The sequence below is a fragment of the Adlercreutzia sp. ZJ242 genome, assembly GCF_011038995.1.
Classification (GTDB): Bacteria; Actinomycetota; Coriobacteriia; order Coriobacteriales; family Eggerthellaceae; genus CAAEEV01.
On sequence record NZ_JAAKEE010000004.1, the window covers coordinates 22659 to 43974 of the forward strand.

Genomic DNA, 21316 nt, shown 5'->3' on the forward strand with positions numbered 1-21316 from the left:
CGCAGACATTATAGCAATCGCCCAACGAACGGTCCCCGAAAGCCACTCGGCCGGTTCACGAGAGAAAGGCAGAGCCATGACCGATAAGCAGAGCCGCATACTTGTCGTTGACGACGAGCCTTCCATCACCGAGTTCGTCGGGTACGCCCTGAGCAAGGAAGGCTACGCCGCCGACATCGTCAACAGCGGCGAGGACGCGCTCGCGCTTGCGGCGAAGAACGCCTACGACCTGTTCGTCCTCGACATCATGCTGCCCGGCATCGACGGCTACGAGCTGTGCCGCCGCCTGCGCTCGAGGACCGCGGCGCCCGTGCTGTTCCTGTCGGCGCGCGACACCGAGCTCGACAAGGTGGTGGGGCTCGAGATCGGCGGCGACGACTACCTGGCCAAGCCCTTCGGCGTGCGCGAGCTGATCGCCCGCATCCGCGCGCTCCTGCGCCGCGGCTCCGGCGAGATGCAGGGCAGCGCCAGCGCCATCACGGCCAGCGGCATCACCATCGACGAGGACGCGCACGTCGCTCGTGGCGACGCAGGCGAGATCGACCTCACGCCGCGCGAGTTCGAGCTGATGGCGTGCTTGATGAAGAGCGCCGGGAAGGTAGTGTCCCGCGAGGACCTCCTGCGCGACGCCTGGGGCTGGGAGTACCTCACCGAGACGAAGACGGTGGACACCCACATCAAGCGCCTGCGCGACAAGATCTCCGCCGCCGGCTACGACCCCACGATGGTGGAGACGGTCCGCGGCTACGGCTACCGGTTCCGCGCATAGCGCAGGAGCTGCGAGCGCAGGACCCCGAGGCACGACGGGCGCAGGCCAGCCGCAAGCCGACCTGCGCCCGAAAGCCCCTACCTCACGGCGGAGCGCACCACGCGGGCGCAGGCCACGGCGGCGAGGATCTTCAAGAAGTCGATTCCCGCGAAGGGGGCGACGCAGGCGAGGAAGGCGGCTTCGGGCCCCACTCCCATGACGGGCATGAACTGGGCGCAGCCGCACAGATACGCGATGCAGGTGAACAGCACGCCCGCCACCACCTCGACGCCCGAGATGCGCATGAAGCGCGCGAACTTCTGCGCGAAGGAGAGCTTCGCCTCGGCAGCGGGATCCATCTCGGCGGCCCTGAGGCTCACGTCCCAGTCCGTGCGCGTGCGCACCACGTGCAGGAACAGCACCGCGGCAGTCACGCCGAACAGGTAGCCCCACAGAAAGCCGCCCGTCGGCCCGGCGAGCACGCCGATGCCGCCGCGCATCCCCGAGAACACCGGCACGCCCACGGCGCCGAGCGCCAGGTAGCACACGATGGCCGCGATGGCCTCCTTCGGCTTGAGCACCACGATGGCGAAGGTGACGGCGAACATCTGCAGCGTGACGGGCACCGGCCCGATGGGGATGGTCACCCACGCCGAGACGGCCATGATGGCCACCGTCAGGCCCACGAACGCGATGGAGCGCGTCCGCGACGAGCTCGTCGCATGCGCCTTAGCTTGTTCCATAATCGATCCTCTCTTCCCTCAGATGAACGTGCTGAAAAAGAAAAGACACATTATAGCGCACGCGTGCTCCTGGCGCGTTTCCGCGCGCTTACACCTCCGCCATGCGCGCGAGGCCGCTGCCGCTGACGGGCGGGCGCGCCCGCACGCCGCTGCCGAGCCGACGCCCGCGCCCGCACGCCGCCTGCGCGGAGCCGCTACCTCACCTTCAGGTCGACCTCGCCGCGCTGCACCCTTCCCAGCCGGCGCATCTCGAACGCCACGAAGCACGCCGTCACGCAGATGGAGAGCGCATCGGCGACAGGCTGCGCGAAGTACAGCGCGTCAAGGCCGTTGAGCGTGGGGGCCATGAGCGGCAGCAGGTCGGGCAGAAGCCAGATGAGCGGCACCAGGAACACGATCTGGCGCGTGAGGGACAGAAAGATCGACTTCGCCGGCTGGCCCGTGGCCTGGAAGTAGTTCGACGACACGATCTGGAAGCCCACGAGCGGCAGCGTCACGAACTGCACCTTCATGGCGAACACCGTGAACTCGTTGAGGTCGGGGTTCGTGATGCCGAACGCGCTCACCACGCCGGCCGTGAACAGGTAGATGCACGCCCAGATCGCAACGCAGATGGCCGAGGCGCCCACCACGCCGCACTTGTACGCGCTGCGCACGCGGTCGATCTTGCGCGCGCCGTAGTTGTAGCCCAGAAGCGGCTGGATGGCCACGGCCACGCCGATCACCGGCATCACCGAGAACTGGCCGATGCGCTGCACCACGCCGATGGACGCCAGCGCGTTCTCCGCGCCGATCACCGTGAGGGCGCCGTACTTCACCAGCTGGTAGTTCAGCAGGAAGTTGATGATGGCCATGCCCGCCTGGATGGCGAAGCTGGGGAAGCCGAGCGCGAAGATGCTGCCCACGAGGCGCGACTGCGGGCGCAGGTAGCGCAGGCGCAGGTGCATGGGCGCGTCCTTCACGCCGATGAAGTACCACAGCACCAGGGCGCACGAGAGCGCCTGGCCGGCGAGCGACGCGCACGCGCTGCCCACGATGCCCCAGCCGAGCATCATCACGAACAGGAAGTTGAACGCCACCGAGGACAGAAGCCCGGCCACCATGGTGACCAGAGCGCGGATCGGCGCGCCCGAGGTGCGGATGAAGTTGTTCACGCCCATGCCGATCATCTGGAAGATGAAGCCGAAGCACAGGATCTGGATGTAGATGCGCGCGTAGGGGCGCACGTCGTCAGTGGCGCTCGAGACGGTGAGCACTGCGTCGATGATCAGGGGGCTCGCGGCAGCCAGCGCCACGATGACCCACACCACCAGGCTCAGGAACACCACGTTGCCCAGCGCGCGCTCGGCCTCGCCGTGTCGGCCCTCGCCTAGGCGCAGCGCCGCGAGCGCGTTGCCGCCGTTGCCCACGAGCATGGCGAACGCCATGAACACGATGAGCATAGGGTTGGCCACCGTGATGGCCGACAGGCCGATCTCGCCCACGGCGTTGCCGAGGAACACCGAGTTGATGATGGCGTACGAGCCGTTCACCAGCATGCCCACCACCGACGGGATGGCGAACTCCACCACGAGCTTCGGCACCGACGCCGTGCCCATGCGCGCGACCTTCGCGTCGCCCTTTGAGACGGGCGCCGCCTCCTCGCCGCGCTCGCCTGCGGCGCCGCCGCTGGTGCCATCGCCTGGGACGCTGCCGCCGGAGATGCCGCCGCTTACGCCGTCACCCGTCTTGCCCTCGCCGTCCAAGCTGCCTTCGATGCGCTCGTCTGATCGTACCATTGTTCACATGCCTTCCCGTCTTGCTCCGGCACATTGTAGCGCGCGAAGCGGGCGGTTGCTAGCTAACGGACGAGATATGCGCCTCACCCGAGGAAACTGCGACCAAATCGCCACCGAGCGGCGGCTCGACCAGAAGGCGGCCCTGCTCGTCCACGCCGCGCACCACGCCCTCGGCCACCGGCGAGCCGTCGATGTTCTCGACGGAGACGCGCAGCCCGTCGAGGGCGGCGTGCGCGGCGTACTCAGGCAGAAGCGGGGCGAAGCCGTGCGCCGTCCACGCGGGGTAGAGCTCCGAGAACGCCTCGAGCACGGCCGCGCGCACGGCGGGAATGCCGGGGACGGACGGCGCCTCAGGGGCGCGTGGCGCGTCGGGGGAAGGCTGCGCGTCGGGCGCGGGCGCGAAAAGCTCGCTCACGTAGGCGGGCGCGTTCTTGCCGCCGACCGCCTGCGCGCCTGAGCCCTGCGGCGAGAGCACGTTCACGCCGATCCCCACGCAGATGCCGCCCGCGTGCGACTCCAGCGAGATGCCGCAGAGCTTCGCGAGGCGAAAGGGGGCTCCTTCCGCGGCGCGGGCAGGGGCGTGCACCACGTCGTTGGGCCACTTGATCTTCACGCGCGCGGCGGCGCCGGGGGCGAGCGCGACGAGCGCGCGGCGCACGGCCATGCCCGCGACCAGGCTCAACGTGGGAAGCTGCGCCAGCGGCACCTGCGGGCGCAGCAGCAGCGACACGTACATGCCGCCCTCGGGGCTCTTCCACGCGCGCCCCTGCCGGCCGTACCCGGCCGTCTGCGCCCGCGCGCCCACGGCGAGCCCCTCGGGCTCCCCCTCCTCAAGCGCGCGCTTCACCAGGTCGTTCGTCGAAGTGACCTCGTCATATGTCATTAAGCGAAACAAAAAAGAGCTTCCCTCTCTTGCAACAGCTGCACAAACCGCCCTGGTCGTTCGTAACGTCAGCGAGGGCTTCTGAGGCGTTTCAGATAGCCCCGCCTTGGGGCCAAGTTGGCTCCGCCAACGCCGCGCCCCAAACAGCAAACAGTCCTGTGGACTGTTTGGGACCATCTATGCGCCCGAGAGGGCGCGCCCTGAGCAGCTTTGCTGATCAGGGCTCCAGGTGCCGCAAGAAGCCGCAGCGTCGAGCAGTTCCGCTTGCCCCGTCAGGGCAAGCGGAACCAACTCACAGCTTCCACGCGCGGCCGACCCGCTCGGACTCGGGCACGGCGCCGACGGGCGTGCCGTCTGCCAGCACGTGTTCCGGCAAGATCTCGAGCAGCGGCTTCACCACGAAGTCGCGCTCGGTGACGCGGGGGTGCGGCAGCGTGAGCTCGTCGGTGGAGAAGTCGTACATCTGGTAGTCGAGGATGTCGACGTCAAGCGTGCGCGGCCCGTTCTCCACCTCGCGCACGCGGCCCAGGCTGCTCTCGACGGCGTGCAGGTAGCCCAGAAGCTCGCGCGGCGGGATGCCGCAGCGCATCAGCACCACCGTGTTCACGAAGTCCTCCTGGTCCTCGAGGTAGGCCGGCTCGCTGCCGTAGAAGCTCGCGACGTCGATGATCTGGGAGTCGGGCAGCGCGCACAGCTGCCCGATGGCATGGTTGATCTGCGCGATCTTGCCCTCGGTCTCCTCGCCGGGGCTCGCCACCAGAGCCACGTTCGACCCCAGGCCCAAGAGCACGTAGGGCCGCAGGTCGGCCAGCGCGCGCGCCGTCTCCTCCACGTTGTGCGTGCGCACCACGCCGGCCCCCAGCTCGCAGGCGAGGAGCGCCTCGGCGGCGGAGGCCGCGTCGCGCTCGAGCGGGTCGTCGATGTGGTAGGCGTAGCCCACGTAGCTCTTGCGCGAGGGGGCCGCCATCACGGGATAGCCCAGGTGGACCAGCTCGTGCAGGTTGCGCATGAGCTCGATGGTCTGCTTCGGCGTCTTGCCGAAGCCCGGGCCGGGATCGACGCAGATCCGCTCGCACGCGACGCCCGCCGCCTCGAGCGCGGCGCAGCGCTCGCGCAGGTAGTCGCGCACCTCGGACACCACGTCAACGTACGCGGTGTCGTCCTGCATGGTGGCCGGCTCGCCCCTCATGTGCATGACCACGAGCCCCGCGTCGCTCTCGCGCGCCACCTCGACCATGGCCGGGTCGCGGAAGCCCGACACGTCGTTGACGACCGAGGCGCCCGCGCGCACCGCGCGCGCGGCCACGTCGGCGTGCCGCGTGTCAACCGACACGCACATCCCGCGCTCCACGAGCGCACGCACCACCGGCTCGATGCGCGCCCACTCCTCCGCGGGCGTGACCGGGGCCGCGCCCGGGCGCGTGGACTCGCCGCCCACGTCGATGATGGCGGCTCCCTGGGCGGCCATCTCCTCGGCATGCGCCACCGCTGCCTCGGGCGCGGCGTACGCGCCGCCGTCGGAGAACGAGTCGGGCGTGACGTTCAGGATGCCCATGATGACGGGCACGCTCGTGTCGAACGTGAAGGTGCCGCAGGTCCACTTCATGGCGCTACTCGTCCCCGTGCTTGTCCACGCCGTACGGGTTCGCATACGGGCTCGCGTCCGCCACCGGCGCCTGCGCGCCCGCCGCGGAGCCCGCCGCCGTGCCGCCACTCGCACCCGCAGCGCCGCCCGCGCCCGCGTCGCCGTCCGCGCCGTCCGCGCCCGTCAGCGGCTCGCCCGCGGCCAGCAGCTGCTCGTCGCGTGCGCGCGCCTCGGCCTCCTCGCGCTCCTTCGCCGCCAGGATGTCGCCCTCGCGCTTGAGGTAGGCGTCCCACTCGTTGTCGAGCAGGGCGCGGCACGCCTCGCCCTCGACGGTCTCGCGCTCCAGGAGCACGCTCGCCATCAGGTGCATCTGGTCAGCATGCGCCGACAGGATGGCGTAGGCGCGGTCGTGCGCCTCCTTCATGATGACGGCCACCTCCTCGTCGATGCGACGCGCCGTCTCCTCGGAGTAGTCCTGCGTGTTGCCGTAGTCGCGGCCGAGGAACACCTCGTGGTTGGGCTGGCCGAACACCTGCGTGCCGAGCGGGCTCATGCCGTACTGCGTGACGATGGCGCGCGCCATCTTCGACGCCCGCTCGAGGTCGTTCGAAGCACCCGTGGTGATGTCCTCGCAGAAGATCTCCTCCGCCACGCGGCCTCCCATGAACACGGCCAGGTCGTCCTTCATCTCGCCGAGCGAGTTGAGCATCTTGTCCTCGTCGGGGATCGAGAGCGTGTAGCCGAGCGCGCGCCCGCGCGAGATGATCGAGATCTTGTGCACGGGGTCGGCGTGGTCGAGCAGATGACCCACCAGGGCGTGGCCGCTCTCGTGGTAGGCGATGGTGTGCTTGGTCTTCTCGTTCATCACGCGGCCCTTGCGCTCGGGGCCGGCGATCACGCGCTCCATCGACTCGCTCACCTCGCGCATGGTGATGATCTTCTTGCCCTTGCGCGCGGTGAGCAGCGCGCTCTCGTTCATGAGGTTCGCCAGGTCGGCGCCGGTGAAGCCCGGGGTGAGCTTCGCCACGGCGTCGAGGTCGACGTCGCTCCCGATGGGCTTGTCCTTCGAGTGCACCTCGAGGATGCGGCGGCGACCCTTCACGTCGGGCGTGTCGACCACGATCTGGCGGTCGAAGCGGCCCGGGCGCAGAAGCGCCGGGTCGAGCACGTCGGCGCGGTTCGTGGCGGCGATGAGCACCACGGACTCGTTCTTCTCGAAGCCGTCCATCTCGACGAGCAGCTGGTTCAAGGTCTGCTCGCGCTCGTCGTGCCCGCCGCCGAGGCCGGTGCCGCGCTGGCGGCCCACCGCGTCGATCTCGTCGATGAAGATGATGGAGGGCGCCGCCTCCTTCGCGTCCTTGAACAGGTCGCGCACGCGCGAGGCGCCCACGCCCACGAACATCTCGACGAAGTCAGAGCCCGAGATGCTGAAGAACGGCACGCCCGCCTCGCCGGCCACGGCCTTCGCGAGCAGCGTCTTGCCCGTGCCCGGAGGGCCCACGAGCAGGCAGCCGCGCGGGATCTTCGCGCCCATGGCCTGGTACTTCTCCGGATTGGCCAGGAAGTCCTTGATCTCCTGCATCTCCTCGACGGCCTCGTCGACGCCCGCCACGTCAGAGAACTTCACGTCGGGGCGCTCCTCGAGCGTCTTCTTCGCCTTGTTCTTGCCGAAGCCCATCTGCTGGTTGGTGCTCTTCTGCATCTGCGAGAAGAAGAACAGCAGGATGCCGCCGATGAGCAGGATGGGGAGCAGCGAGGAGAGCACGCTGAGCCACGGGCTCGGCAGCGTCACCTCGTACTGCACGTCGGGATGCTCCGCGAGCAGGCTGCCGAGCGAGTCGGCGCCCACGTAGGTGGAGGTGTAGTTGTGCTCGGTGCCGAGCGTAGCCGGGTCGAGGTCGGAGGTGCCGATCCCGCCGAGGGCATCGCCCGTGCGCGCGTCCTTGAGCGTCGCCATCTTCGCGTTGAGCGCGTCGAAGGCGCCGTTGAAGGCGTCAGCCGCGCTCGCGCCCGCGGTGGCGGCCGGGTAGTAGGTGCCCGTGACCGTGTAGTCGCCGGCGCCGTACGTCACCTTCGTCACGCGGTTCTGCTCGACGGCCTGCACGAACTCGGAGGTGAGCAGCGTGTCGGTCTGCTTGGCCTGCGTGCCGTTCGCGGCGAAGAGCTGGCCCCCCACGAAGAACATCACCATGCAGATCAGGACGACGGTGATGATCGTGGTGCGCGCGTTCGGCTGCTGGGGCTGCGGGGTTTTCTTGTCGTTGTCTGCCATGGGAAGCTGCCTTTACTGGTAGATCTCGGGCTTGAGCACGCCGATGTAGGGAAGGTTGCGGTAGCGCTCGGCGTAGTCGAGGCCGTAGCCTACGATGAACTCGTCGGGGCATTCGAAGCCCACGTAGCGGCAGTTGATCTCCGCCTGGGCCGGGGTGTTCTTGCGCAGCAGCGTGGCCACCTCGACGGAGGCGGGGTTGCGCGACGCGAGGTTCCTCATAAGGTAGGCGAGCGTGAGGCCGGAGTCGAGGATGTCCTCGGCGATGATCACGTGGCGCCCCTCGATCTCGGTGGAGAGGTCCTTCAGGATGCGCACCACGCCCGAGCTCTTCGCGCCGTTGCCGTAGGAGGACACGGCCATGTAGTCCATCTCGAGCGGCAGCTCGACGGCGCGCGCGAGGTCGGCCATGAAGACGGCTGCGCCGCGCAGCACCGAGACGAGCACGATGCCGTCCGCGGCCGCGTCGGCGTAGTCGCGCGTGATGTCCGCGCCGATCTGCGCTACGCGACGCGCGATCTCCTGCTCGGTGAACAGAACCTGTGATACGTCGTTGTGCACGCTGTACCTTTTTCCTCATTTCTGACGAAAGCGCGCCTTGCCGCAGCCCATCTTCCGCAGGCCCCGCTTTCTCCTGCGAGCCGGCGCGAGGATGAGGCGAAAAGGCGAGTCGCTCCATCACTTTTACGTGTTACGGGCATCAGTGTACCATTGTAGGTTCCCCCACGAGAGACGATACGGTAACGGCACATCAATACTGCATCCGCCCTCATGAAAAGCGCAGAGGAGGGCCGAAGGGGACGCGAGGGAGCGCGAGGGGACGGGCGCGGGCGGCCGAGCGGGCGGCGCAGGAGAGCGCCGAGCAGCCGGCGCTCGGACGCGGAAGGGGCGCGGGGCGGGCATGCCCTAGCGGCGACGGTCGAAGCCGGAGCCTTGGTACCAGGCGGACTTGTCCTGGTACATGCGCCGGTCGGCCTCCTTCAGCACCTCCTCGAGCGAGTAGTCGGGGAACTCGCCGCGCGCGACGCACCCCACCGAGAGCGCCAGGGGGCACTCGCACCCCGGGAAGGAGCCCTTCCAGCTGAGCGCCTCCTGGGCGATGTGGGCGAGCAGCTCGTTCATCTGCTCGGAGTCGGCGGGGCTGATGACCGCGAACTCGTCGCCGCCGATGCGCGCGACGACGCTGTCGGACCCGAAGGTTTCGCTCAGAAGGTCCGCCGCGGCGCAGATCACCTCGTCGCCGGCCAAGTGCCCGAAGGTGTCGTTGACGTACTTCAGCCGGTTCAGGTCGAAGACCGCCAGGGAGAAGTCGTCCTCGGCGTGCTTCTCGAGGGCCTGGGTGTAGTAGATGCGGTTGTACAGCTTGGTCAGGCCGTCATGGTAAGCCTGGTCGACGGTCTTGTTCAGGTAGTACTGCTTCTGGACGGCCAGCACGCCCATGCCGCCGAAGGCGGCGAAGTACAGCACGGGGAAGCGCGCGATGAACGTGGCGGTGTAGTGGTCGACGACCATCTGGTTCAGCGGGGTGCAGAACAGCGCTATCAGGAACAGCTGGAAGTACGTGCTCAGGAAGAAGGCCACCCTGATGCCCAGAAGGCTCGGGCCGATGACGGGGACCAGCAGGATCCACAGGCAGGCGAAGCCCTCGTTCTGGCCCGACAGGGCGTAGAAGGAGAAGGTGACGGCCACCATGACCGCCGTGATGACGGACGACGCCAGGGCCTTCTTCCGCTTGGCGCACAAGGCGGCGACGAGGAACCCCGCCACGAGAAGCCCGGTGCTCGCCGTCATGAGCCACCAGCCCTTCGCGATGTTCATGGCGGTGAGGATCGCGGAGATGAGGGCGAGGAAGACGGTTCCCAGAAGAAGCGTGCGCAGCTGCAGCTCCCTAGCGGAGTCAGTTCGCAGATCCTCGAAGATCGTCTCTTTGACTATGTCCCACTTCGTCATCAGCAGGTCCTCGCTCGGTAAGGCAACGCGCATCTTTTCATTGTAGGACGCGATGCCGAAAAGCACCTGAAGAATGTTCGAGAATCGTCACGAACGGATGCTTTTTCGCACCGACCGCCTCCCCCTCATAAAAGCCTTGCCTATCAGGGATTTCACGTCGAATAAATCATTGTTTCGGCGAGATAGCGTCGGGGGGCCGACAGCGCCGATGGCAGCAGCGGCGGGGACGCCCGCAGAGCCGCCCGCGCAACCCGCAGCGGCGGGGCAGATCAGGAACGCCGGCGCCCGCGGCACGTGGACAAGGGCGGCTTCCTCCGCCGGCGCCCGCGGCGCAGGGCGCGAAGTCCCGCGGAGACGAAAAGAGCCGCCCGAAGGCGGCTCGACACATCATGGTCGGGTTGACAGGATTTGAACCTGCGGCCTCTGCGTCCCGAACGCAGCGCTCTACCAAACTGAGCCACAACCCGAAGGCTGTCTCGCGACAGCGGACGATATGATACCACATTGAGCGGCAGGCGCAAGCAAAAAGTTTGACAAACCTGCGATCACGCAGCTGACGCCCAGCGCCCGGCGTCCCGCGGCTCCCCGCGCCCCTGCTTCCCGCGACTCCCCTGCGCGCCCCTACGCAGACGCGGCGTCGCGCTGCTCCACGTAGGCGCGGGGAACCACCCGGCACGTGACGACGCCCTCGCTCATCACGTCGCCTGCGTCATCGTAGGCCGTCACGTTCCAGAAGTGCTTGACGCCGCCCGCGCGCCCGCGGGACGGCTCCTCGCGGTCGAACTCCGCCACGCCGCGCACGTGCCCCTCCCTGCCGCTCTTGCGGTGGCGCACGTGGACCTCGACGCCGAAGGGCTGCTCAGCCTCGGGATCGCAGCGCAGTTCGGAGCCGCGGCTCGCGACCGACTCCAGAAGCGCGATGGTGGCGCCGCCGTGCACGAAGCCGAACGGCTGCGTGATGGCCGGCGTGACGGGCATGCGCGCCTCCACGCGGCTGCGCCCTTCCGCGAAAAACTCGACGCCCAGGGTCTCGATCAATCCCCCGCCGCTCATTTCCCCGCCATCGCCCCTGTCGCCACCGTTCATGTCGCCGTCGCCCATGCGCCCTTCCTTTCGCCGCGCCCTTCTCGCCTCGCCGCGCCCGCTACTTCTCGGAGCGCCCCCTCGGCTTCGCCTGCGCGCCCTTCTCGACGCGCGGCCGCGGCTTTCCCTTGGCGCCCTTCTCGACACGCGGCCGCGGCTTTTCCTTGGCGCCCTTCGCCTTCTCGGCGGCGCGCTCGGCCCTCAGCTTGCGGCCAGCCTCCACCGAGGCGCGCACGGCCTCCATCGAGAACGGGCGGTCGAAGGCGTTGCGCTGGAAGAACAGCCAGGCCACGAGCGCTATGCCCGCCACGCCCACCTGGATGGTGCCCTGGAACAGAAACTCCGCGCCCGCGATGATCGACAGCAGGCTCAGCGTGATGGCCCACGCCGTGCGGAAGCGCATGACGAGGCCCACCGCGCACACGATGAGCACGATCGAGCTTATGATCAGCGGGATCCCCACGAACAGCGCGCTCATGTCAACCCACTCGGTCAGCATGGTGAACGGCGCGAACGTGCCCGGCACGAACGACAGCCCGATGTTCACCACGCCCACGAGGAACACGAGCGTGCCCGAGATCCATCCGATGTCCTTGTGCCGCTGCTCCTCGCTCGCCGTCTTCTTCGACGTGAAGAAGCCCGACTGCGACAGCAGCACCGCGCCGATGCAGAACGGCGCCCAGAACATGATGCCGCGGTACACCAGCGCGATGGCCGTGGCCGTGGCCAGCGAGCAGCCGTACGCCGTGAGGATGGCCGCGATGGCCGCCTCCACCACGCCCACGCCCTGCGGCGTGGGGCTCAGGATCACCGAGATGGCCGCCACCGCAAACGCCGCCACGAGCGCCGCCACGTTCTCGAAGCCGAACGAGTAGCCGATCGCCACCAGGCACGCCATGTTGAGCAGCGCCGAGAGCGACGCGTAGCCCACCGTGATGAGCGTGCCCTTCGGGTTCGACGCCAGGATGTTCGCCGTGTTCACGAACGAGTGCGCCGTGTGGCGGCCCCACGCGGCCTTGAGGCTCCGCCTCACCAGGCCGAGCACCGCGTTGATGGGGCGCTCGAGCCAGATGAAGAAGCGGAACAGCACGCGCGGGCGAAGGTGCCCCACGAAGAACATGCTCGACAGCACCACCAAGACGCCCGCGAGCGTCAGGCCGCCGATCAGAAAGAGCGTGTTCATCTGGCCCGCCAGCAGCATGGTCACGAACCCGATGGTGGATATGACGAAGATGGCGGCGAAGTACCCGATCTGCGAGAGGATCGCGCCGCCGGTCGACTGGCCCGCGTCGCAGCCCTGGCGGCGCGCGTCGTCGATGATGAACGCCACGCCCGTGGCGCCGGAGAACAGGCAGAACGTGTTGATGAACACGAGCGAGTAGATGAGGATGACGTTGTGCCAGAAGCCCGTGCGATGCCCCACCGCCTCGAACGCCGCGTCGTAGGAAGCCGCCTGCACGAAGTGGCGGGCCAGCATGAGGATGCACGACACGACGAGCGGGAGGAGCGCGCCCGTCTTCATGGTGGTCAGGATGTTGGAGATGTAGTCGGCATTGGCGATGAGGAAGCACACCGTGACGATGCCGAGTATCAGCAGCAGCGCTTTCTTCAAGCAGCGTCCCTTCCTCGTCTTGGCAGCGCGCAGCGCCGCAACCCAAGAATACCGAATGGATATTATAACCCGACGCGGCGCGGCAACGCGCAGACGTCACCAAGCGGTCAGCTCCCTCGCACACAATAAACAGCGCGAGCGGCAAGCCGAGCGGCAGGCGCCCGCAGCAAAGCGGCGAGCGCTGCGGTAAAATAGCTCGCGGCACGCCGCTTCTCGACGTGCCGCGCGAAATGCGCCGCATGAGGCGCAGAGGGGAACACCATGGGGAGCAGAAGCGAAAACGCAGATCAAGGCATGAGGCACGCGGAAGGGGCCGCCGATTGCGCCGTAGGGGCGAAAGTCCTCGAGGGCCTGTTCTGCCAGCCTCCGACCAGCGAGAACAGCCTGCCGCACGTAACTGCCGCCATGCTCGCCGACCGTCTCGCAAGCTGCGGCATGCTCGCAGCGCCCACGGCAAGCAGGCGTACGTTCCGCTGGTACGCCCCGATCATGCGCGCAGGAGACGCCGAAGGGGCCCCGGCCGCCGCATGCTCACCCTGCGCCGCGCCCACGCGCGTCAGCGAATCCCAGCTGCTCTTCGTGTGCGACGCGACCAGCGCGCGCAAGCTCTTGGCAGAGCGCCCGGCAGCATTCGCCCTCGTGCAGCTTGACGATGCGAGCCGCCTCTCAGACTTCGCGCCCTACCGCGAGCGCACGATCGTGCTCGAGCGCCGCAGCAGCCTGACCCACCTGCTCTTTCTGCTGCAATCGCTCTTCATCCGCATCCTCATCTGGGAAAGCGACCTTGAGCGCATCCTGCTGCGCCAAGGCACGCTCACCGACATGCTCGACGCGAGCGCGTCCGTGATCGGCAACTTCATCTTCGTCTCGGACAACAACTTCAACGTGATCGCGCGCACCACCGCCGTCGAGCCGCCTGACGAGCTGCATCGCACCATCATCGACAACGGCTGCCTCACTCCGGCCACCATCGCCGAGAAGCGCTTTCGCCTGCCGGAGAAGACCTTCTACACGCGCGCCGCGTCCGAGATCACGCCGTTCGACCGCGTGTCGTGCCCCATCCACGTCAACCACTCGTACTTCGGCTCCATCTCCATGGCGTGCAATGCCATGCCCGACACCGAAGGCATGCGGGATCTGTTCCTCACGCTGGTGAGGCACATGACGCCGCTGTGCGAGAAGATCTGGAGCCACGAGGCGCAGCTCAACACGCCGTCGTACTTCTTCTTCAGCAAGCTGCTCGAGCACGCGCCGCTCGACGAGGCATACGTGAGCGCCCAGATGGACATGGCGGGGCTCACTGACATGGGGCACTTCAAGCTGGTGGCGTTCGACGTCGACGAGGGAACCGACCCCAAGCGCGCGCGGCTGGTGGCGAAGGCCGCCTCCATGCTCAACGACGGCAACGTGCGCTGCTTCCCCCACCAGCACCACATGCTGGCGCTGCTGTACAGCTGCGCCGCCGACGGCAAGCTCGCGCATTCGCGCACGCTGGACGAGCTGCACCGCAAGGTGTTCGAGCCCTACGATGTGGTCAGCGGCGTCTCGTCGGTGTTCAAGAACATCACCGACCTCGACCTTGCCTTCCGGCAGACGCAGATCGCGCTGGGGTTCCGCGGCGCCATCCTGCAGGAGCAGTTTGCCGACACCAGCTCGCACGCTCGCGGCGCGTACCTGTTCGAGGACGCGCTGCTGTACTACCTGATCGACCCCACCGCGCATGACCAGCGCTTCATCCGGTTCGCGTTCCAGTGCTCCATCGCATCCATCCTGCACCAGGAAGACCTCGAGAACGGCACGAACCATCTCGCGCTCATGTGGTTCTACCTGCAGAGCGAGCGCAACGCCACCGCCGTGGCGCAGCGCATGCACATGCACCGCAACACCGTGCTCTACCACGTCGAGAAGATCCAGAAGCGCTTCTGCTTCGACCTGTCGAGCAAGACGGCCCGCGACTGGATGCTCCTGAGCTTCAAATACCTCTTCCTCACCATGAGCAACGAGTCCCTCAGCCAGATCTTCGGGGAAGCCGCAGCCGGAGAGCGCTTGGAGGATCACCGGGAGGATCGCTGAGCCACACGGGCGTCTGGGCGCACGCCCAATCCCGAGCCCGCCTCAATGGAGGATCCGACAAAAAAGGAGGCGGATTTTCGGAGGAACGTACATAGGCCGAGCGCCTCGAAGGACTGGGCCCGCTCGCTATAATGGATTCAGCAGGCAGACCAAGGGGGACGAGCATGGCTGTCGACATTCCCTATATCAGCTATCACATGATCATCGACGCTCTGAGGCCCTGCACCATCATCTCAGAGCCCGCGCGAAAGCCCGCGCGCTTCAAATGGGCGTCATCCGTGCACTGGCAGAAGGGCGTCATACCCGAGCGCGACATGCTGTTCGTATGCAGCGCGAAGGCAGCGCCCAGGGCAGCGGCGCTCTACCCCGGCGCGCTTTTGATCGTCGCGGCAGACGCCCCCGCCCTCGAGAGCCTCGAGGAGCTTGACAGCCCTCTCGTTGTCGTCGAGCAGAACGACGCGTCGAGGGGCCTGCTCCAGAAGCTGCAGAACTACTTCCTGCTCGTCCAATCGTGGCAAAGCGAGCTCGCCCACGTCACAGCGACGTCCGACGGGTTCAGGCAGATGCTCAACAAGAGCGCGCGCATCATCGGCGCGCCGCTCCTGCTCTACGGAAGCGACGCGCAGCCCATCGCAAAGGCCCTGACGAACATCGGATCGCCTCTCTGCAAGGACTTCCTCTGCCGAGAGCGCGAGATAGTCAACAGCGTCAGGATGATCCACCGCTCCCCCGTCTCGTTCAAGAACGGCCCGAGCGACCTCATCATAGAGAACACCGTCATCGGCGAGGAGAAGGGCGGCCAGCTCCTCCTCATGGCGCTCTTCGAGAAAGAGCCCTCGCGCGGACAGCGCGACCTCTTCGACATGCTGGCAACGTCGCTCTCGAGCAGAGCCGACCTGCAGACCGGGCGCTTCGACCCCATCCGCTACTCGTTCTTCTCGCTCTTCGACGACCTCGTCAACGGCCGCTACGTGAGCCGGGGGCAGCTGAACGACTACGCCTCGAACATCAGGATCCCCCTTGACGCGGAGTTTCGCCTCCTCTGCTTCGAGCCGCGCGAGGGCATTCCGCGTGACAACCTCAGCGACCTGGCGCTCACGCTCAAGCGGGTCAACGGGGCGCGCAACGCCACCGTCGTCTACGATGACCGCCTCTACCTGCTCCTCTACTCCAAGGGCCTCGACAGCAGCCTGTCGAACCGCATCATCGAAGAGCAGCTTCTGCCCCACTGCGATCCCGAGAAGGGGTTCGTCGCCGTATCCCAGGTATTCGACGAGATCACGAACGTCAAGTTCGCCTACCAGCAGATCCAGCTGGTCTCGAAGTACAAGGACAACATCGACCTCGCCTACTGGTTCACCATGTCAGGCGAAGAGCGCGGCAAGCTGTGCTACACCTTCGAGGAGGCCCTGCGCTTTCTGGTCGTCGACTCGGACGAGATGAACCCCGCCTTGCGCGACTTCTCGTTCTCCCACACCATCCTCGACAAGATCATCGCCGAGAACGCGGCGAACGGCGGAGACGACGCGCGCATCCTCGCCGCCTACATCCACTACGAGCGCAAGGCGACCATCGTGGCCGAGAAGCTGCACATGCACCGCAACACCGTGCTCTACCGCATCGGCAAGATCGAGAGCCGCTTCGGGCTTGACTTCGACGAGAGCTGGTCACGCGACCGGCTGCTCTTCGACTTCTCGATCCTGTACTCGAAGCTCATCCACGACCCCGAGCTGTTCAAGAAGATCGTCGGATGCGGCTTCGAGGACCTCTTCGCCTAAAGCGCTGATGGGGCGCCCTGCGTTGAGCGCCCCATCAGAAATCCCTGCCAAGCTCCCGGTACTCGGCGCCTGAAGCCGAGCGCCTAGGCGACCGGGGCCTCAACCCCCTGCACCACGGCCCGCTCGGAAAGGACCGCGCGCGCCTTCTGGCGCAAGGCCATCTCGCGCAGCTGATAGGTGCGCCCGTTCATCTCGAGCATCTTGCGCGCCCCTGCGTGGTCCCGAGGCGATATGGCGCGGGCCGCGCGATCCAGGTCGGCCTCCCCGACCTCGAAGCCCTCATGGCGCGCGAGCGCGTCAAGCGCGAGGCCCTGGCGCAGCACCTCGCGCGCGCGGGCGCTCATCTGGATCATGAACTGACTGCTCGTGACGCCCTGGGCGAGGTAGAACTCCTCCTCGCTCATGCCCTTGCGCGCGAGGGCGGCCGAGACGTTCTGCAGAAGCCCCGCGCGCGCGTAGTCGTAGTACAGGTCCGGAAGCTCAAGCTCGGGAAGGCGCTCGGCGAGGGCGGCCGAGGCGGCCTCGTCCTTGAGCCGATCGTAGTCGGCTCGCGCGCGCACCGACAGGTTGCCCCTGACGAGCTCGTAGAAGCCCTCCACATCATGGGCGCCGGGAACGTTGCCCTTCACCCACGCGTCAGTAAGCTCGGGGGTCTCCTTCTTCACGATGCGCAGCACGCTCAGCGTCGAGTCCATCTCCTCCTCGACGTCAAGCCCCAAGAAGTTCTTGCTCGTGACCGTGAACGAGAACTTCTTCGTCTCGCCAGGCTCCATGCCCGCAAGGGCGTCGTCGATCTGCTGCGGAAGGATCCCGCTGCCCATCTGGTAGACGATGCTCTCGAAGGTGAGCGGCTGGACCTCCATGCCGCACTTCTCGGTGCGCAGCGAAATGACGGCCTTCACACTCGGGGAGACGCACGCAGCCGACTCGTCGTCCACGTAGCGCGCGCGGTCCTCGACGATCGCCCGCACGTTCCTCTCGACCATCTCAGGCGAGACGGTGAACGCGGGGATGGGGAGGGACACCGGCTCGTACGAGGAGAGCTCCAGCTCGGGCTTGACGTGGATCAGCACCTTGCACGAGAAGGACGCGCCCTCCCCTATCTCGGAGGAGTCGCGCACCACGGGCTCGAGCGCGGCGGCGAGCCCCTCCGCGGCGATGATCTTGTCGGCGCACTGGTTTGCGAGGCAGCTCGCCACGCGCTTGCCCAGGTCGTCGCCAAAGCGCCCGGCGAGCGCCTCGGCGCTCTGGTCGGCGAGGTACTCGACGCCCGCCTGCATGGCCAGAAACGCGTAGATCTCGTCAACGAGGCGCTTCGTCTCCTCGGCCGTGAGGTCCACCTCGTACGTTCTCTGCAGCTCGGTTGACTCAGCCGCGCAAAGCCGGTAGTCCATGGGCTTCTTCTTCCTCTCCCTCACCATGTACCTGCCCTTGAGCGAAGCAGGCATCTCGCCCTGGGGTCTGCACCTGCCGCAAAACGGGTTGCACACGTAGCACGGCATGGCAGACCCCTTCCTCAAATCCTCGTCTTGAGTCCCGACGCTAGATGCGCCCTGCGTCGCGCATCTTCTTGAAGCACGGCGCGCATACGATCATGCAGTTGTCGGCCGTGAGCGGTCCCTCCGGATCGCGCGCGATGGCCTCCCACCCGCCGATGTTCGGACCTCCCTGCATGGGGAGGATGCAGCGCTGCCCGCACTTCCCGTCATGGCCGTGAGACTCGTCCTCGCACTCGCAGCAACCGCCGCAGCGGGCCCACACTTCGTTGACGACCAACGTGGGGAAAGGTTCCTTACCTGCCATCTCAGTTCTCCTTCTCATTGAACGTTAGTAGATGCACGGCGCTGCCGGGAGAGCCATGCGTCCCGGCAGCGCCGCATGACGCTGCTGTGTCAGCGCTCGGCGAGGCTAAGCCTGCGCGTTGTAGATGACGCTGCGCGGGTGCTTCTCGGCCAGCTTCGCCAGGTTCTCAAGCGTGTCGTACACCATGATGCCGGACTGGCAGTGATGCACGCAGTTGGGGAGGCGCCCCTCCTCTACGCGGTCAGCGCAGAAGTCGCACAGGTGCGTGGGCAGCGGAAGGTAGGTGAGCTCCCACTTGCCGTTGATGTTCTTGCGCGGGCCGTCCTCGAACACCACGATGCCATGCTGCCCTTCGGGGAGGTTGAGCGCCTTCTTGCAGGCAACCTCGCACGTATGGCAGCCCGTGCAGTACTCGTAGTTGATGAAAAGTCCGTAGTTACTCATATTTATAACCTCCCATGGCCAGCTTCTCAACGCGGTCGTACTCCCAGCCACCCATGCGCGTTACCTGCTCAGACGGCATGATCTTGCTGTTCTCCTCCGTGCAGGGGTAGATCTTGCACAGAAGGCCCTTGTAAGGCGCGCCGTAGCCCGTCTCGCCAACGACCATCATCGAAGTGAGGTTGTTGATGTTGGAGTCGAACACGCCGAACAGGTTGGGCTCGGCGCCCTCGGTCTCGGGGAACCACCAGCCGTGCTCGGCGCTTGCGCAGCCGGGCTTCATGCCCTCGGTCACCCAAGCGATCTGGCGGCAGCGGCCGCGCTGGTTCTCGATCCACACCCACTGGCCGTCTTCGATGCCGTACTTGGCGGCCGTCTCGGGATGGATGCGCACGCGCGGGTTGGGATGGAACTCGCGCATCGTCTTCTGGTTGCGATGCTCGGAGTGGAAAAACTCGAAGGAGCGATGGCCCGTGGTGAGGACGATCGGGTACTCCTCGAAGCGCTTCGGGGTGCTGATCGGGCTCTCAGGCGGCTCTTCGTAGCTCGGCAGCGGATCGTTGCCGAACGCCTCGAGCGTCGTGCAGTACAGCTCGATCATGCCCGTCGGCGTGTTGAAGCCGGGCTGGCCGTCGGGGCGCAGTAGGCCCTTCTCGTAGCGATGGTACTCGAGCGGCTCCCAGTCGTAGACCATTTCCTGCAGGCCGGCGAAGTCCTCGGGAACCTCGCCCTCCTTCAGGCGGGCGTTCAGGAGGTCGATGTCGGTCTCGTACGGCCACGCCTCGGGGTTCAGCCTCTTGCCCAGCTCGAGGATGATCTGCTCGTCGGTCTTGGACTCGTAGTACTCGACCACGCGCGTCGACTGGCGCAGCGGCGTCCACCACGTGCGCAGCTGGTTGCGCTCGGGGCTCATGGCGCACGGGAGCACGATGTCGGCGCAGGCGACGGCCGTCGGGGTGATGCAGTAGTCAACCACCACGTTGAACTCAGTGGACTTGATGGCCTCGTACACGCGCGGAGCCTCGGCCGCCATGTTGGCGATGGAGTTGCATCCCTGGAACCACAGCATCTTCACCGGATAGGGCTCGCCGCACTCGATTGCCTGGAGCACCACGTCAGATGCCGCGGTGGAGCTCAGGCCGAACTGGTGCATCGGCGAGATGTCGTTGCCCAGGCGCTTGGCGCGCATGTCGACGTCGAGGTTCTCGAAGTAGCCGCACAGATACGCGAGGTTCATGCTGTAGGCCTCGCGGGCAAGGTAGTTGCCGCCCGCCTGGTCGACGTTGCCGCAGATGGCGTTCAGCGACATGAGGCAGTGCGCCTCGGAGATGCCGTTGACGCGCATGTCGGTGGTCAGGCCCCACTGCAGCGCGCCCGGCTTGGCAGCGGCGAACATGCGCGCAGCCTTGCGGATGTCCTCGGCGTCAACCCATGCGATCTCGGCGGCCTTCTCAGGAGTCATGTCCTTCACGCGCGCGGCCAGCTCGTCGAAGCCGTACGTCCAGTTCTCGACGAAGTCGTGGTCGTAGAGGTCCTCCTCGATGATCACGTTGGTCATGGCCATGGCGATGGCGGAGTCGACGCCCGGGCGCGGCTGGATCCACACGTCGGCGCGCGACGCGAGCCAGGTAAGGTCGGGGTCAACCACGATGAGCTTGGTGTTGGCCTGCGTCATCATGTCGACGATCCAGTGGCCCAAGAAGCCGTCGCCGTTGGACTTGATCACGTCGTTGCCCCACACGAGCACGACCTCGGGGTACTCGTACTCGGGATGGTCCCAGCGCTCCTCGTTGAACTGGGACGCGTCGACTACGGGCAGGTCACCGCACACACAGAACGACAGCGACGTGCGGGGGACCATGCAGCAGTCGCCCGACAGGAAGCCGAAGCTCATGTTGGGCGAGCCGAAGCCCGCGTAGCAGATGAGCGGGTTCTGCCAGCACACGTTGCGGCCCGTGCCGATCATGCCGCAGATGGCCTCGGGGCCCCACTCCTTCTGGATGCGGCGCACGTTCTCGACGATGATGTCGTACGCCTCGTCCCAGCTGATGCGCTCCCACTGGTTCTCGCCGCGCTCGCCGACGCGCTTCACCGGCCACTTCAGGCGATTGAGCAGGTCGTTGCATGCCTCAGGCAGATTGAGGCAGCGCATGCACAGGCGCCCGCGGTTGTACGGCTGGTTCGGGTCGCCCTCGACGCGCTCGAGCTTGCCGTCCTTCACGTACAGCAGGATGCCGCACGAGTTGTGGCAGCCCGGTGCCGACCAGTGGCACACGCGGTAGACGTCGTAGTCTCCCTCCTTCCAATGGAAGTCGGTCTTGTAGAGTTCGGGATTGAACTTCTTCTCGAAAAGTTCCATAACCCACCTTCCTCTTCCTTTGCTCTCCTAAATCGGGAATCTCCCTCTTGTCTCCAAACGCTTGAAAGCGCCTCGCTCGCAATGCCTTCAGCTGCGGGAGAGCCCTGAACATCGCCAGCATAGGGAACCAGCCGAAGAAGGCATATGGAGAAGCCTACAAACCATCGCGGCCATTTTTTGGAGCCTTCTTCATGCGCCGCGCCCAGGCGCC

The 21316-nt window shown here is 66.7% G+C and carries 16 protein-coding genes and 1 tRNA gene; 3 read left to right on the plus strand and 14 right to left on the minus strand.

Annotated features, from left to right (window positions below):
• The first annotated feature begins 76 nt into the window (after positions 1 to 76).
• Positions 77 to 769 carry a response regulator transcription factor gene (locus G7Y49_RS02140; RefSeq protein ID WP_165170784.1) on the plus strand — a complete coding sequence of 231 codons (693 nt, stop codon included), beginning with the start codon at positions 77 to 79 and terminating at the stop codon, positions 767 to 769.
• Between the two features lie 77 nt (positions 770 to 846).
• Here G7Y49_RS02140 and G7Y49_RS02145 read toward each other — a convergent pair whose 3' ends face one another.
• The 10 genes from G7Y49_RS02145 to G7Y49_RS02190 all read right to left on the minus strand — a co-directional run bounded on the left by G7Y49_RS02145 (position 847) and on the right by G7Y49_RS02190 (position 12651).
• Positions 847 to 1491: a biotin transporter BioY gene (locus G7Y49_RS02145; RefSeq protein ID WP_165170786.1), complete on the minus strand. Its 645-nt coding sequence runs from the start codon at positions 1489 to 1491 to the stop codon at positions 847 to 849.
• 194 nt (positions 1492 to 1685) lie between these two features.
• Entirely contained in the window at positions 1686 to 3269 is a 1584-nt protein-coding gene (locus G7Y49_RS02150) for an MATE family efflux transporter (protein WP_241157224.1), read from the minus strand.
• Positions 3270 to 3327: 58 nt separating this feature from the next.
• Positions 3328 to 4164, minus strand: a complete 837-nt coding sequence (locus G7Y49_RS02155; RefSeq protein ID WP_241157225.1) for a biotin--[acetyl-CoA-carboxylase] ligase — start codon at positions 4162 to 4164, stop codon at positions 3328 to 3330.
• 280 nt (positions 4165 to 4444) lie between these two features.
• Complete coding sequence (gene folP, locus G7Y49_RS02160) at positions 4445 to 5758, minus strand: dihydropteroate synthase (RefSeq protein WP_165170788.1); 1314 nt, start codon at positions 5756 to 5758, stop codon at positions 4445 to 4447.
• A 4-nt stretch (positions 5759 to 5762) separates the two neighbouring features.
• Positions 5763 to 8009, minus strand: a complete 2247-nt coding sequence (gene ftsH, locus G7Y49_RS02165; RefSeq protein WP_165170790.1) for an ATP-dependent zinc metalloprotease FtsH — start codon at positions 8007 to 8009, stop codon at positions 5763 to 5765.
• Positions 8010 to 8021: 12 nt separating this feature from the next.
• Entirely contained in the window at positions 8022 to 8567 is a 546-nt protein-coding gene (gene hpt / locus G7Y49_RS02170; RefSeq protein ID WP_165170792.1) for a hypoxanthine phosphoribosyltransferase, read from the minus strand.
• 345 nt (positions 8568 to 8912) lie between these two features.
• Positions 8913 to 9956, minus strand: coding sequence for a sensor domain-containing diguanylate cyclase (locus G7Y49_RS02175; protein WP_165170794.1), 1044 nt, complete (start codon positions 9954 to 9956; stop codon positions 8913 to 8915).
• A 390-nt stretch (positions 9957 to 10346) separates the two neighbouring features.
• A tRNA-Pro gene (locus G7Y49_RS02180) sits at positions 10347 to 10423 on the minus strand.
• Between the two features lie 154 nt (positions 10424 to 10577).
• Positions 10578 to 11057, minus strand: a complete 480-nt coding sequence (locus tag G7Y49_RS02185; protein WP_241157226.1) for a PaaI family thioesterase — start codon at positions 11055 to 11057, stop codon at positions 10578 to 10580.
• Positions 11058 to 11100: 43 nt separating this feature from the next.
• Positions 11101 to 12651, minus strand: a complete 1551-nt coding sequence (locus G7Y49_RS02190) for a lysylphosphatidylglycerol synthase transmembrane domain-containing protein (protein WP_165170796.1) — start codon at positions 12649 to 12651, stop codon at positions 11101 to 11103.
• A gap of 261 nt (positions 12652 to 12912) precedes the next feature.
• Here G7Y49_RS02190 and G7Y49_RS02195 point away from each other — a divergent pair, with 261 nt between their 5' ends.
• Both G7Y49_RS02195 and G7Y49_RS02200 read left to right on the plus strand, forming a co-directional pair.
• Positions 12913 to 14724, plus strand: a complete 1812-nt coding sequence (locus G7Y49_RS02195; RefSeq protein ID WP_165170798.1) for a helix-turn-helix domain-containing protein — start codon at positions 12913 to 12915, stop codon at positions 14722 to 14724.
• 164 nt (positions 14725 to 14888) lie between these two features.
• Positions 14889 to 16502, plus strand: a complete 1614-nt coding sequence (locus G7Y49_RS02200) for a CdaR family transcriptional regulator (RefSeq protein WP_165170799.1) — start codon at positions 14889 to 14891, stop codon at positions 16500 to 16502.
• Positions 16503 to 16585: 83 nt separating this feature from the next.
• Here the strand turns inward: G7Y49_RS02200 and G7Y49_RS02205 are convergent, their stop codons facing one another.
• The 4 genes from G7Y49_RS02205 to G7Y49_RS02220 form a co-directional block, all read right to left on the minus strand.
• Positions 16586 to 18004: a trigger factor gene (locus tag G7Y49_RS02205; protein ID WP_165170800.1), complete on the minus strand. Its 1419-nt coding sequence runs from the start codon at positions 18002 to 18004 to the stop codon at positions 16586 to 16588.
• 40 nt (positions 18005 to 18044) lie between these two features.
• Entirely contained in the window at positions 18045 to 18305 is a 261-nt protein-coding gene (locus G7Y49_RS02210) for a hypothetical protein (RefSeq protein ID WP_165170801.1), read from the minus strand.
• Between the two features lie 105 nt (positions 18306 to 18410).
• Positions 18411 to 18749: a 4Fe-4S dicluster domain-containing protein gene (locus G7Y49_RS02215; RefSeq protein ID WP_165170802.1), complete on the minus strand. Its 339-nt coding sequence runs from the start codon at positions 18747 to 18749 to the stop codon at positions 18411 to 18413.
• Complete coding sequence (locus G7Y49_RS02220) at positions 18742 to 21105, minus strand: molybdopterin-dependent oxidoreductase (protein ID WP_165170803.1); 2364 nt, start codon at positions 21103 to 21105, stop codon at positions 18742 to 18744. Before G7Y49_RS02220 ends, G7Y49_RS02215 begins: the two co-directional genes overlap by 8 nt.
• Positions 21106 to 21316 lie beyond the last annotated feature (211 nt).